Source organism: Mycobacterium sp. (genome assembly GCF_965229105.1).
In the GTDB taxonomy this organism is placed as follows: Bacteria; Actinomycetota; Actinomycetes; order Mycobacteriales; family Mycobacteriaceae; genus Mycobacterium.
Genome location: NZ_OZ245858.1, coordinates 169,490 through 182,126 on the forward strand (window position 1 = coordinate 169,490; position 12,637 = coordinate 182,126).

Sequence of the window (12,637 nt, forward strand, 5' to 3'; positions counted from 1 at the left end):
ATGCAGGTGGCGGTAGTGACGGGCGCCAGCAGCGGTATCGGCTTCGGCTGTGCCACCAAGCTGGCCGAGATGGGAATGGCCGTCGTCGGCGCCGGGCGCGACGCCACCCGGTTACTGGAACTGGAGACGGCGATCGGCGATCCTGATCGGGTCGCCACCGTCGCAGTCGATCTGACTCACGACGAGGCGCCGCAGCGCATCGTCGCCGCCGCGCTCGAACGCTGGGGTCACATCGACTTCCTGATCAACAATGCCGGCGTCGGCAGCCCCAAACCGCTGCACGAAACCGATGACGAAACCTTGGACTATTTCCTCGGTTTGATGCTGCGGGCACCCTTCCGGCTGGCCCGCGATGTTCTCCCGCACATGCCTGCGGGATCGGCGATCATCAACGTGACATCCACCTTCGCGGTGGTCGGCGGGCTGCGCGGCGGCGCCTACTCAGCCGCCAAGGGCGGATTGACCGCCTTGACTACCCATATCGCGTGCCAGTACGGCGCACAGGGCATCCGCTGTAACGCAGTGGCCCCCGGTGTCACCGTGACCCCGATGGTCGCCCAGCGGCTCGACGATGAACGCTTCCGCAAGATCAACACCGAGATGACCCCCCACCAACGATTGGGCCGGGTCGACGATATTGCGAGCACCGTGGCGTTCCTGTGCTCACCGGGAGGAAGTTTCATCAACGGACAGACCATCGTGGTGGACGGTGGCTGGAGTTCGACGAAGTTCCTCTCCGATTTCGCGCTGAGCTCGGAATGGCGGGCGCGTTGAACCTCTTCGCGCTTCTCGACCAGGCTGCAGCTCGCTTCGGCGACCGCGGCGCGGTATTTCACGGCCAACGCCAGATCCACACCTGGGGCGAATTACGCGAGCGGGCATTGCGACTCGCGACATCCATTCGACAGTCGGCCCCGGTAGGCGCCCGGATTGCGATCGCCAGTGAGAACCGGCCGGAGATCGTCGAACTCATGTTCGCGATATGGGCAGCCGAATGCGTCGTGGTACCGATCAACGCCAAACTTCACGTCCGCGAGATGACGCAGATTCTCGACGATGCCGGCGCCGCTGTGGTTTTCGCGTCGGCCAAGATCAGCACCGCACTGGCACCGGCGACCGATATCCCGGTGGAAGACGTCACCGCAGACGGTTACCAACGGCGGTTCGCTCATGCGCCGTCGACTCCACCGATCACCGATGCCGCGACGCTGGCCTGGCTGTTCTACACCAGTGGCACAACCGGTCGATCGAAGGGCGCGATGCTGTCCCATCGGAACCTGATGGCGATGACGGTGGCGCATCTGGCGGATTTCGATACACCGGACGAGAACGCCAGCCTTGTCCACGGAGCGCCGATGTCCCATGGCTCGGGGTTGTACATCGCCCCGTACGTCCTGCGCGGCGCCCGGCAGGTGATTCCGGAATCAGGGGCGTTCGAACCCGACGAGTTCCTCGATCTCTGCGACCACCATCCCGGCTGCAGCACCTTCTTGGCGCCGACCATGGTGGCGCGACTCGTTCACACCGGCAGGCATCGGCCCGGCCAGCTCCGCACCATCATCTACGGCGGCGGACCGATGTACGTCGACAGCCTCAAGAAGGCGCTGGCGGCCTTTGGGCCGATCTTCACCCAGCTCTACGGTCAGGGCGAAGCCCCGATGACCATCACAGGCCTACGCCGAGTCGATCATCTCGCTGCCGACGACGTGATCCTGGGCTCGGTCGGTTACGCGCGGTCCGGCGTCGATGTTGCCGTCCATCGGCCTGACGGAACATCAGCCAGCATCGGCGAGATCGGCGAGATCGTCTGCCGAGGCGACGTGGTGATGACCGGCTACTGGAACAACCCGGCCGCCACGGCCGAGACCATCCAGGACGGCTGGCTGCACACCGGCGATATGGGCTGTTTCGACGCGCGCGGCTACCTGACCCTTCGTGACCGATCCAAAGATGTGGTGATCAGCGGTGGCAGCAATATCTATCCCCGCGAGGTCGAAGAGGTTCTGCTCGAACATCCCGCCGTGACCGAAGCATGTGTCGTCGGTGCAGCCGATACCGACTGGGGTGAGATCGTGGTGGCCTTCATCGTCGGAGAGGTGGCCCCGGCCGAACTGGATGCGCACCTGCTGGAACGTATCGCCCGCTTCAAGCGGCCCAAACGCTACGAGTTCGTCGACGAGTTGCCGAAGAACAGCTACGGCAAGGTCCTCAAGCGCGCACTGCGCGAACGTCTTGAGTCCGGATCCAGCCAGCGGGCCTGAGACCAGGGCCGAGTGTGCGCCCGGGCAAGCCTTCCGCGACAGGAGGACCTGGACGCACACTCGACGGTTCTGGGGCTGCCAATCATTCCCACCATTGCGATGGACTAGTGGGTACGCCTGAAACACCGTTATCAGCAATCGAGGCGTTGACTGAAGCTGAAGTTGGACTATATAGTTCAGTTTAGCTCTGGCACGAAATCGAGTCAACCGCTATCCGAAGAGGACCACAAACATGAAGTCACGTCGCCTGGCGGCCACCGCCGGTGCAATTGCCATCGTCGGACTGGGTGCGCTGACCGCCGCTTGCGGCAGCGACAAGACCGAAAGCCCCTCCACCCCAACGACTACCACGACAACGACGGCGCCGTCGGCCACACCAACCGAAAAGGGTCTAGACCCCAATGGCGGCAATAAGTTCAGCCCGACGGTCAAGGCGCCGACGCCAGCGACCGCCATCCCCGGCGACAACTGACGCGAAGGTCTCGGCTGTCTGGTCCGTCAGGTCCAGACAGCCGGGATCACACGGAAGAATCGGCCACTCGGAATGCCCCGATGTGGTCGATTGCCATATTCAGGGCCGTTTGCATGGGCCGGGGGTCGTGGGCCGTCTGCGATAGCAGATAACCGCCTTCTACGGCGGCGAGCAGCCCCGTGGCCAGCGCCGAAGCGTTGATTTTCGTGCTCAGCACGCCGCCGTCGCGCATCCGTTCCAGGGCATCGGCCAACATCTGTCGCCATTGCCCGAAATGCTCGTTGAGCGAGGCCCTGGCCCGGTCATCAGTATCGGACAACTCCGCGGCCAACGAACCCAACTCGCAACCCCACAGCCCACGCCGCAGGACGCAGCGCTGCACCATCGCGTCGCGCCACTGGTACAGGCCGCGGAATGAGTCGACCTTCTCCAGCCGTAACCGCTGCCATTTCAAGATCTCGTCGGCGCGCAGCGTGATCACTTCGTAGACCAGTTCGGCCTTATCGTCAAAGTGTTGGTAGAACTGCGATTTGCTGGTGGCACTGGCCGCCAACACGTCGTCGATCGTCGTGGCGGCGACACCCTGTACGTGCATCAACTCGGCGGCCGCACCGACGATTCGACTGCGGGTGGCCGCGCCCCGCGAGGTGAGTCTCGGTCGCGGCGACTGATCATCCTGCGCCGACACCACCCAACTGTAACGCTAATTATTGGAACATCTCGTCCAATCCGAGCTGGCGTGGAACCCAAGGCACCGTCCGGAGGCACTGCGGGCCGCGAACACCTGCGCCCAGGGTGCGGGCGATTCTCAGATCCGATGCAGACAAACAACTCTCGGCGGCCATTCAAAATAATGTCAGTTGAATTCAAGACATGTGCGCCCGCGAATTATTCAAAGTAATAAGAAATCAACATGATTAGCAGGAATTTTTTTGCATTCTGGCCCTTACCTAGATACGCGACGGTTGGTATCGTTTTGGCCAAACGGGGTCTTCTGGGTTCGTTCCTGGAGCAATACGGCGGTACCTGCCTACTCAGGAGGCGCAACTTGATCAGCACGTTGCGTCGGTGGTGGCAGCTGCCGGACCATTTCTATTGGTTGACCGCTTTCCTGACCTCACGCGGAGCGCAACACGCCACCTGCCGCGTGGTGGCACTGTGCACCTTCGGAATTGGCGCCATTGCGTTCGCCATGTTGTTCAGCCCCAACGGACCTGCTGGCTGGCAAGCTCGGCTCCTCGGTGTTGGCGTTGCGTTGTGCTGCACACTCACGGCCCTGCTGTGGTCGCGGAACACATGGCCGACGCGCGGCTGGTCCGGGGCGTACGTGCTGGCCATCAGTGTGTGCATCGCGGTGTCGTGTCTGGTTCAGTCAAGTCCGATCGCAGGACTGTTCGGCACCACCGCATTCGCTGCCCTGGCCGGGTACATCGCCTTCTTTCACACCGCCCGCTACCTGGTTTTCAACTTGGCTGTGACAGCGACGACGGCGATCATCCTGACGCTCAGATTGGCCGATGAAGAGGACCCGGTCTTGGCGGCATGTGCGCTGGCTATCGTTGCCGTGGCCAATTTGTCCGTCCCGTTCGCCAGTCAGGCCGCGGTGCACCTGCTCGGCATCAATGTGCTCAACGCCGAAATAGACCCGCTCACCGGCCTGCTGAATCGCGAAGCCTTCTACCGGACCACGGGTGAGTTCGTCGCCGCCAGGGCCAGAATCGATGACTGTTACCTGGTGATCGTGCTGATCAGCTTGGACAACTTCACCCTGCTGACGGGCACCGATGGCCGGGTCTCCGGTGACCGGGCCAGGGTCGCGGTGGCCCAGACGCTGCGCGAAACCACCAGGAGCAACGCCATCGTCGCCCATATCGGCGAGGCGGAATTCCTGATCGCGGACACCTTCGCCACCACCGACGCCAGCCCGCTGGTCGAGCGGGTCCGCGGTGCCATCGCCACTACCCCACCGCGCCTGACCGCAAGTATCGGCGTCGTGGCAACACCCATGCGCGGACTGGCGGACTGCCCACCCCACGATCTGATGGACGAGCTGGTCGGTATCGCCGAAGGGGCGATGTCCGGCGCTCGCCGGGCCGGGGGCAATATGGCCCGCACCATCGTGTGCGCCACGCCAACCGTGTTGAACGACAAGAACACCTGGGACCGGTTCGACGATGACGCTTGAAAGATGACGCTTGATGACCGCCGTATCATCGGCCCGTGGACCTCAATGAGCTCCGCTGGTTCGTCGTCCTCGCCGAGACCGAACACGTCACGGATGCCGCCGCGCAGCTGAGGGTCACCCAGCCCACCCTGTCCCGCGCGCTGAGCCGGCTTGAGCACCAGGCCGGCACCCCGCTCTTCGACCGCGTCAACCGGCGGCTGCGCCTCAACGCCTACGGTCAGATCATGCTGGAGCACGCTCGCCGCAGCATTGCCGAAATGGAGTTGGCGACTGAACGCATCGCAGCACTGCGCGACCCCGACAGCGGCACAGTCCGACTGGCCTTCCTACATTCCCTGGCGAGTTGGCTGGTCCCAGATCTGTTGCGACAGTTCAGAATTGATGCACCAAGGGTTGCATTTGAGCTGCACCAGGGCGCCGCGCACGAAGTTTCCGAACAGCTACTCAGTGGTCGGGCCGACCTCGCCATCCTCTCTCCCCAGCCGCAGGGGCCCGCATTCGCCTGGCATCAGCTCTACGTCGAGCGACTGTGCCTGGTGGTACCGCGTGGTCACCGGTTCGCCAGCAGAGCCAGTCTGCGGCTGACCGATACCGCCGATGAACCGTTCATTGCACTGGGCGACGGGTTCGGCCTACGCGAACTGACGGACGAACTGTGGACCGAGGCCGGCATCCGGCCTCGGATCGTGTTCGAGGCGATGGAGATCCCGACGATGGAAGGTCTGGTCGCCGCAGGTTTCGGCGTCGCGGTGGTTCCGGTCCCACGCCCCGATCGAGGGGAGCCGATGTGTGTGTACGTCCCGCTGTCCCACCCCGGCGCCAAGCGGCGGGTCGGGGTCGCGTGGATGCGCGAGCGAGCGTTGCCGCCCGCCGCCGAACGGTTTCGCGACTTCGTCAAGACGACGGGCCGCCCCCACCAGTAGTCATGCGTTAAGCGCATCATCATCTACAAAGCTATGCATTAGACACATCGGAACGGGCGCCTTAGCGTCGAGCTGATGTCCATCGAAACTCCTTCGGGTGCACCGGCGAGCGACCTCGACTGGGGCGGGCACCCCAGAGGTTCGAGTGATTACCGGCGCCTCCTCGGTGCCCTGTTCTGCGCAGGGGTGGCGACATTCGCCCAGCTCTATTCACCGCAGGCGGTGTTACCGCAGATATCCGAGGCACTCGGGATTGGCGCGGCCGACGCGGCGCTGACCGTCTCGGCAGCGACCATCGGGCTCGCCATCGGTGTCATTCCCTGGTCGATGGTGGCCGACCGCATCGGCAGGGTGCGGGCGATATCGATCTCAGTGGTCGCCGCGACTGTGCTCGGCCTCCTTGTTCCGTTCGCACCTGGCTACGAAATGCTCCTGCTCGGACGCGCGCTCGAGGGTTTCGCGGTAGCCGGTGTGCCTGCCATCGCGGTGGCCTATCTGACCGAAGAGGTCGACCCGCAGCACGCCGCCAGAGCAGCGGGCACCTACGTCGGCGGCACTACCATCGGCGGCCTGCTCGGCCGGTTGGTCGCCGGCCCGATCGCCGAGATCCTGGACTGGCGCGCCGGTGTCTTCACCGTTGCGGTGCTGTGCGGTGTTGCCGCGGTCGGCTTTGTCAAACTGGCCCCACAGCCAAGGGGTTTCGCGCCGTCCAAAGGCCGTGCCGGCAGCCGGGTGATTCGCGGGCTGGCGGCCAACCTGCGGTCACCGCGCCAGCTGGCCATCTACGCACAGGCCTTCCTGTTGATGGGCGGCTTTGTGGCTCTGTACAACTTTCTCGGCTTCCGGTTGAGCGCCGCGCCATTCCACCTGCCGCAGACCATCGTCAGCCTGGTCTTCCTGGCTTACCTGGCCGGGACATGGGCGTCGTCGCGCGCCGGTGCCGAAGCCACCCGGTTCGGCCGCAAGAACATTCTGCTGGCCTCGATCACGATCATGATCATCGGCGTCGCGATCACGCTGAGTTCGAACGCCGTTATCGTGTTGGTCGGCTTGGTGATTGCCACCGCAGGCTTCTTCGGGGCCCATGCGATCGCATCCGGATGGGTGGGCAGCCAAGCCACCGTGGGCAAGGCGCAAGCCTCATCGCTCTATAACTTGTTCTATTACGGCGGATCAAGCGTTTTCGGCTGGTTCGGCGGCGTCGCATTCGACGCCTACGGCTGGCCGGGCGTGGCCGTCATGATCCTGATCCTGGCCGTGGTCGCAGCCACCGGTGCGGCCGTGATCTTGGGTCGCGACTAGCGAAACGACCTGCCACCACGGAAGAAGGTTTCCGTGGTGCTGGCCGGCTCTGCCCGTACCGCGGCGCTCAAGGCGTGGGCCTTGAAGACTCTTGCCGCGGCCGTCAGCGGGTGTTCCACAGCAGAGACCGCCCGATCAATTTCGCTGGGCGCACCTGCCCCCCAGAAGCTGAGCTCGGTCGAACCCCGGCGCAGCGAGCCAAGGACCAGTTGCCGCACCCGTTCGTCGCTGTCGAAGACACCGGTGGCAACCGCCAGCGCGTGGGGATGTGTCGTCCTCTTCATCGCTCCCAGGGCGGCGTCGCGCTCAACGCAGCGCGCTCCCAGAATTTCCAGCGGACGCATCCCGTCGGTCTCCTCGATCAACACGTTGACCTCCCAGCCGGCCATCGCACGATCGAAGAGCCAGCCGCCTGCGGAGGTCACCACATCGGCAACGGTCGAACCCACCACTGTGAGCTGATACTTGAGCGGCCGGCCGACGAGCACCTGCACATCAGACGCGTCAGACAATTGCAGGGTCATCTCTCTCCCTTCCAATGCTGGAGTACGAGCGTGACACTTCGAGACTGATATGTAAAGTCTCAGATGTGAGTCTGGTATTCGGACGCGGTCCGCTCAGCAGTGACCCTGCGGGCTGGTTCTCACCTGAGATCCCCGAGCAGGTGGTTTTCGTCGAACCTCATCACCGCAGAGTGCAGGCCGTCGCTGACGGATGCACCGTCATCGATACGGAGTGTGCGCTACTCGTGCACCGCCGGGACCGCCCGCTGGCGTTCGCGTTCCGGACCGACGATGTCGGTTCACTTCCCTGCGAGCCTGTCCCGCAAGCGCCCGGCTATGTCACCGTCCCGTGGGATGCGGTCGACACCTGGGTCGAGGAGGGGCGTCGGCTCGTGCACTACCCACCGAACCCGTACCACCGCGTCGATTGCCGCCCCACCCAGCGCGCCCTGAGGGCTTCGATCGCCGACACGGTTCTGGTGGACAGTGCCGACACCATGATCGTCTTCGAGACTGCGCTGGCCCCACGCCTCTACGTCCACCCCGCCCAGGTCCACACCGACGTCCTGCGCCGCAGCGATACCACTAGCTACTGCAACTACAAAGGTTTCGCGACGTACTGGTCGGCGACCGTCGGCGATACCGACATCGACGATGTCGCCTGGAGCTATGAGGACCCGCTGCCCGAAAGCCTGCCGATCCGGGGTTATCTGACATTCGACGAGACGCGGGTGGACGTGCTCGCCGAACTTCCCGAAACTCCTACTGCCCACCACCCATCGAGGCGGCACTGGCCGCAATCATCAGCCTGACCAAGTCGTTTCGGGTCAGGCTGCCCATCATCTGCGCGGCGGCTCGCATCTGTTCACCGACGATCCAGGTGGGTCCGTTGGTGAGGTTGTCGAACGCCTCGCCGATCACGTCACCCACACTGGCCGCGCCCGGCAGCTGACCATTCGCGCCAATCGTCGCCCCGAGCCGCTCCTCGAGCTGACGTAGCGCCGGTGTGTCGGTCTTACCGAGGATGAGGCCAAGGACGTCGACACCCTTGTCGTGCAGTTCAGCCCACAGCCCCTCGGCGAAGACCATGTCGAAAGCCTTACTGGCGCCGTAGGACACCATGTTCGGGGCACCCGCGAATCCTGCGCCTGAACCGAAGATGACGATCCCACCGCGACCCCGCTCAACCATGGCCGGGGCAAAGTGGTGACACAACTGCATCGGAGCGACGCAGTTACGCTGCACCATCGCTTCGGCGGTCTCGATCGAATTAGCCAGGAACGGTGTGAAATTGGGGTCCGCCCCCGCGCAGTAGACCAGGAACCCCACCTCGAGTCCCGCGGTGGCCGCCGCGATCGTCGCCGTCGCACCCGGTTCGGCAAGATCCACCGCTACGGTGCGGGTCTGCACACCGCTGCGAGCCTCCATGCCTGCGGCAACCTCGTCGAGGACAGCTTGACGCCGCGCCAACAGCACCACGTTGACCCCACGATCGGCGAGTCCTTCGGCGAAACCGGCGCCGACACCGTCCGAGGCACCCGCAACCACCGCCCACGGGCCGTACTGATCGACAAAGCTCATCTCCGCGTCCCTTCTACTAGCCCACTGCGCTGACGCGCACCGCGGTGAAATTGCGGCGCGCGATCCGCCAACCGTCGGCGACCCGGACGATCTCGTCGTCGTAGTAGCCGATGGCATTGACACCGGAGTTGTTGTCTTGGGCCATGATCAGACCGTCGACATACGTCCGGGCGGTCGCACGGTCACCGTCGACGGTGATGACCTGGTTGGTCAGCCGGTGCAGGGTGTGTCCGGCCATCGAGTGGGCTACCTCCATGAACTCGGTGACTGCATCGATACCCTGCCACACCCCGATGGTGCCGTAGTCCAGAATGCAATCGGAAACAAATACGGTTCTAAACAGCAGCCAATCACGGCGGTCGATACCGGTGGCATACCTCAGCAACACATCGGCGATGTCCTGACGGTCTTCACGGTCGGTCATAACCGCCACCGTGACACCCTCGGTATATTTTGTAAAGTACTTGTTGAAGCAATCTGAAGTCATCGACGACCAAAGGACCGCAATGGGCATCGTCAACACCAGTTCGGAGACCGCTTTCACCCACTCCCCGGAGATGGTCTATGACTTTGTCACCAACCCGGCGAACTGGCCCAAGACCTACCCCGGCGGTGCGCATATCACGAACCTGCCCGATCACTTACCACTGCAGGTCGGTGACACCTGGGATGAGGGGCATCCGCAACAGGAGAAGATCTTCACCTGGCATCTCGCTATTGCTATGCGCCCCAAGCTCTTTGTGTTCAACTCGGTCGGGCTACTGGGACATGACCGCCATGGTAACGGTGGCATGCCGGGGCGGATCAGCGTTCAGTACCACTTCACCCAGCCCGGTGAGAACATCACCCTGTTCACCCGCACGATGACCGTTGAGGCATATAAAGATGCGCCGATGCCGGACGGCTTTTTCCGGATCGTCAACCCCGCCAATATCGACACCTACCACCAGGCGGTCGCCAGGGAGCTCGAACTGGCGGTCAGTCCCGCGCGCACGTAGGCAGGAACGCTCTGCGCAACGCAGCGGCCTGAGTGGCGAACAACTGCTGGCTGGTCTCCCACGCCGGTAGCAGTGAGTCGAAGCCGTGGCAGGTACCGGGGTACACGTGCAACTCAGTCGCCACACCGGCCCACATCAGCCGCAGGGCATAGTCGACAGCTTCGTCGCGTAACGGGTCCAACTCCGAACAGGTGATCAAAGCCGCTGCCAGGCCGGTCAATTCGTCAGCCCGACCAGGTACCGCCCCGGCGGGCACCGACTCATCGTCGAGGTAGTGGCGCCACATTGCTTCCACCGCAGGCCCATCGAAGCCCGGCGTCGTCTGGAATTCTTGTTTGGACGGCATCGGCCGGTCATCGAGTACCGGCTGGTGCAGCAGCTGGAAGATGACAGGTGGCGCCAACCCGTCGGCAGCGCGTTGCGCCAGCTGCGCAGCGAGCGCACCGCCTGCACTGCTACCCGCGACGGCCAGCCGATCTGCGTCGATCCCCAGCATGTCCGCCGAGTCGGCCACCCAGTGCAACACCTCGAGCACATCATCGGCGGCCGCGGGATAGGGATGCTCAGGAGCCAGGCGGTAGTCCACCGAAATCACCGTGCACTGAGCACGTTTGGCCATCTCGACGCATTGCACATGGTCAGTGTCAAGGTTACCGAGGACAAATGCCCCGCCGTGGCAGTAGAGCACTGCGGGCGCGGGCGTCCCGCCGCCCCGATAGATCCGTACCGGGATCGACCCCGCCGCGACACCGACCTCGCCGTCGACGATATCGACACCCGGCGCGCTCAAAGTGGCGTCCAATGCCCGGGCGGCGGCGCTCCTGCGTTCGTTCAACGACGCCCGGACACTGTCGAGCAGACCTGCCGACAGATCTGTCCTGGCCGCCGCAAAGGGACGAAGAGCCGGGTCGAGGCGGCCTCCGATATCGGAGCTCAGCACGTCTTGGCCGATGGGTCAAAGCTGTAGTCGGCGGCGCGGAATCGCCGGGTCATCGCCCAGAACACCCGCGCACTGCGGGGCCACTGCGTGACCACCCGGCCGTTGGCTGCGCGAAAATAGCTGTTGCACCGGGTAAGCCACACAGTGCCCTGCATCCAGTCATCGATCTTCCCGAGAAACTCGGCCATCACCGACGGGCGCACGGCGACGTAGGACTTGCCTTTGCGCCGCATATACGTCAACGCCCGCACGATGTAGTGCGCCTGCGCTTCCAACATGAAGATGACACTGTTGGATCCGACGTTGGTATTGGGCCCGTAGAGCATGAAGAAATTCGGAAAGCCCGGCACGGCCATGCCCAGGTATGCCGATGCGCCGTCACGCCAGTGTTCGCGCAACGAGGTGCCGTCTTCGCCGATGACGTCGATCTGGCCGAGGTAGTCGGCTGCGGCATACCCGGTGGCACACACCACCACATCGACATCGAGTTCGGTCCCGTCCTCGGTGACCAGAGATCTGCCGCGCAGTGCGCGGGCCGGGCTGGACACCACCTCGACATTCGGTCTGGTCAATGCGGGGATGAAATCTGAGGAGAAGACCAGGCGTTTACAGCCCAGTGGGTGTTCCGGGGTCAGCTTGCGGCGTAGTTCTACGTCAGAAACCTTGGCTTCGAGCAACTTCAGCGCGATGGCCTTGAATTCTTGTGTTTTGTCACTGCCGTTCTCGATGACGGCGATATTCGACTCACTGCGCAGCCACAGCCGGGTCCGGTAGAACTTCTTGGCCAACGGTATGTGAGCGAAGATCCACTTTTCCCGATCGGTGTACGGCCGATCCGGCTTGGGCAGGATCCAGGTGGGCGAACGCTGAATCGAGTAGACCTGCTCCGCGACCTTCGCCAGCTCTGGAAGAAGCTGTGAAGCAGTCGAACCCGTGCCCAGAACGGCCACCCGAGCCCCGCTGAGATCCACTGAATGGTCCCAGGCTGCGGAGTGCATCATCGTGCCGGTGAACGGCGCCTCCTCGAGAAGGTCGGGCATCAGCGGCCGGGTGAACAACCCGACCGCCGATACCACCACGTCGAAGTGATGTAGCTCGCCGGTCGCCGTGCTCAGATCCCAGCCTGATTTCTCGGGATCCCATCGGACTGAGGCGATTTCGGTGCCGAGCATGAGATGAGGCGTCAACCGGTACCGCTGTGCGCAGCGTTCGAGATACTGCAGAATTTCCGCCTGCCCGGACCACAGTCGGGACCACCCCGGGTTGAGGTCGAAGGAGAACGAGTACAGGTGTGATTTCACATCGCAGGCCAGGCCCGGATACGTGTTGATCCGCCAGGTCCCACCGACGCCGTCCTCACGGTCGAAAATCGTGAAATCACGAAAACCGGCTTTTTGCAGGAAGATTCCGAGTGCCAGCCCGCCGGGGCCGGCCCCGATGATTCCTACCGAGAGCGACGTGGTGGTCATCTG

General features: G+C 63.7%; 14 protein-coding genes. 8 read left to right on the top strand and 6 right to left on the bottom strand.

Translation table 11 applies throughout. From position 1 onward, the window contains the following. From ADBZ9O_RS00800 to ADBZ9O_RS00810, 3 genes are all read left to right on the top strand, one after another. Positions 1-774 (top strand): SDR family NAD(P)-dependent oxidoreductase, encoded by a 774-nt coding sequence (locus ADBZ9O_RS00800; RefSeq protein ID WP_526533754.1) that lies wholly within the window; start codon positions 1-3, stop codon positions 772-774. Beyond that, positions 771-2,261, top strand: a complete 1,491-nt coding sequence (locus ADBZ9O_RS00805; RefSeq protein WP_526533756.1) for an AMP-binding protein — start codon at positions 771-773, stop codon at positions 2,259-2,261. Before ADBZ9O_RS00800 ends, ADBZ9O_RS00805 begins: the two co-directional genes overlap by 4 nt. Before the next feature lie 232 nt (positions 2,262-2,493). Next, complete coding sequence (locus ADBZ9O_RS00810; protein ID WP_526527588.1) at positions 2,494-2,733, top strand: hypothetical protein; 240 nt, start codon at positions 2,494-2,496, stop codon at positions 2,731-2,733. Positions 2,734-2,779: 46 nt separating this feature from the next. Here ADBZ9O_RS00810 and ADBZ9O_RS00815 read toward each other — a convergent pair whose 3' ends face one another. Next, positions 2,780-3,421 carry a TetR/AcrR family transcriptional regulator gene (locus ADBZ9O_RS00815; RefSeq protein ID WP_526527589.1) on the bottom strand — a complete coding sequence of 214 codons (642 nt, stop codon included), beginning with the start codon at positions 3,419-3,421 and terminating at the stop codon, positions 2,780-2,782. A gap of 360 nt (positions 3,422-3,781) precedes the next feature. On the opposite strand from ADBZ9O_RS00815, the gene ADBZ9O_RS00820 reads away from it, so the two are divergent. From ADBZ9O_RS00820 to ADBZ9O_RS00830, 3 genes are all read left to right on the top strand, one after another. Beyond that, on the top strand, positions 3,782-4,918 hold the full coding sequence (locus ADBZ9O_RS00820; RefSeq protein WP_526527590.1) for a GGDEF domain-containing protein: 1,137 nt from the start codon (positions 3,782-3,784) through the stop codon (positions 4,916-4,918). 35 nt (positions 4,919-4,953) lie between these two features. Continuing rightward, positions 4,954-5,841 carry a LysR substrate-binding domain-containing protein gene (locus ADBZ9O_RS00825; protein ID WP_526527591.1) on the top strand — a complete coding sequence of 296 codons (888 nt, stop codon included), beginning with the start codon at positions 4,954-4,956 and terminating at the stop codon, positions 5,839-5,841. 75 nt (positions 5,842-5,916) lie between these two features. After that, positions 5,917-7,143: an MFS transporter gene (locus ADBZ9O_RS00830; RefSeq protein WP_526527592.1), complete on the top strand. Its 1,227-nt coding sequence runs from the start codon at positions 5,917-5,919 to the stop codon at positions 7,141-7,143. Here ADBZ9O_RS00830 and ADBZ9O_RS00835 read toward each other — a convergent pair. Next, on the bottom strand, positions 7,140-7,667 hold the full coding sequence (locus ADBZ9O_RS00835) for a hypothetical protein (RefSeq protein WP_526527593.1): 528 nt from the start codon (positions 7,665-7,667) through the stop codon (positions 7,140-7,142). The genes ADBZ9O_RS00830 and ADBZ9O_RS00835 overlap by 4 nt on opposite strands. A gap of 65 nt (positions 7,668-7,732) precedes the next feature. Between ADBZ9O_RS00835 and ADBZ9O_RS00840 the strand changes: the two genes are divergently transcribed. After that, positions 7,733-8,458 (top strand): DUF427 domain-containing protein, encoded by a 726-nt coding sequence (locus tag ADBZ9O_RS00840; RefSeq protein WP_526527594.1) that lies wholly within the window; start codon positions 7,733-7,735, stop codon positions 8,456-8,458. Here the strand turns inward: ADBZ9O_RS00840 and ADBZ9O_RS00845 are convergent. After that, positions 8,409-9,227 carry an SDR family NAD(P)-dependent oxidoreductase gene (locus tag ADBZ9O_RS00845; protein ID WP_526527595.1) on the bottom strand — a complete coding sequence of 273 codons (819 nt, stop codon included), beginning with the start codon at positions 9,225-9,227 and terminating at the stop codon, positions 8,409-8,411. The genes ADBZ9O_RS00840 and ADBZ9O_RS00845 overlap by 50 nt on opposite strands. Before the next feature lie 16 nt (positions 9,228-9,243). After that, positions 9,244-9,651 (bottom strand): nuclear transport factor 2 family protein, encoded by a 408-nt coding sequence (locus tag ADBZ9O_RS00850; RefSeq protein ID WP_526527596.1) that lies wholly within the window; start codon positions 9,649-9,651, stop codon positions 9,244-9,246. An 82-nt stretch (positions 9,652-9,733) separates the two neighbouring features. On the opposite strand from ADBZ9O_RS00850, the gene ADBZ9O_RS00855 reads away from it, so the two are divergent. Further along, on the top strand, positions 9,734-10,225 hold the full coding sequence (locus ADBZ9O_RS00855; RefSeq protein WP_526533758.1) for an SRPBCC family protein: 492 nt from the start codon (positions 9,734-9,736) through the stop codon (positions 10,223-10,225). On the opposite strand, the gene ADBZ9O_RS00860 is transcribed toward ADBZ9O_RS00855, so the two are convergent. Beyond that, on the bottom strand, positions 10,206-11,162 hold the full coding sequence (locus tag ADBZ9O_RS00860) for an alpha/beta hydrolase (protein WP_526533760.1): 957 nt from the start codon (positions 11,160-11,162) through the stop codon (positions 10,206-10,208). The genes ADBZ9O_RS00855 and ADBZ9O_RS00860 overlap by 20 nt on opposite strands. Further along, a complete protein-coding gene (locus ADBZ9O_RS00865) occupies positions 11,159-12,634 on the bottom strand; it encodes a flavin-containing monooxygenase (protein WP_526527597.1) in 1,476 nt (491 codons plus the stop codon). Before ADBZ9O_RS00865 ends, ADBZ9O_RS00860 begins: the two co-directional genes overlap by 4 nt. Positions 12,635-12,637 lie beyond the last annotated feature (3 nt).

What these genes read in the sequence shown, in the direction of transcription:
- ADBZ9O_RS00800 (WP_526533754.1), top strand. Translation starts at nt 1, where the DNA reads ATGCAGGTGGCGGTAGTGACGGGCGCCAGCAGCGGTATCGGCTTCGGC.
- ADBZ9O_RS00810 (WP_526527588.1), top strand. Translation starts at nt 2,494, where the DNA reads ATGAAGTCACGTCGCCTGGCGGCCACCGCCGGTGCAATTGCCATCGTC.
- ADBZ9O_RS00830 (WP_526527592.1), top strand. Translation starts at nt 5,917, where the DNA reads ATGTCCATCGAAACTCCTTCGGGTGCACCGGCGAGCGACCTCGACTGG.
- ADBZ9O_RS00835 (WP_526527593.1), bottom strand. Translation starts at nt 7,667, where the DNA reads ATGACCCTGCAATTGTCTGACGCGTCTGATGTGCAGGTGCTCGTCGGC.
- ADBZ9O_RS00845 (WP_526527595.1), bottom strand. Translation starts at nt 9,227, where the DNA reads ATGAGCTTTGTCGATCAGTACGGCCCGTGGGCGGTGGTTGCGGGTGCC.
- ADBZ9O_RS00850 (WP_526527596.1), bottom strand. Translation starts at nt 9,651, where the DNA reads ATGACCGACCGTGAAGACCGTCAGGACATCGCCGATGTGTTGCTGAGG.
- ADBZ9O_RS00855 (WP_526533758.1), top strand. Translation starts at nt 9,734, where the DNA reads ATGGGCATCGTCAACACCAGTTCGGAGACCGCTTTCACCCACTCCCCG.
- ADBZ9O_RS00865 (WP_526527597.1), bottom strand. Translation starts at nt 12,634, where the DNA reads ATGACCACCACGTCGCTCTCGGTAGGAATCATCGGGGCCGGCCCCGGC.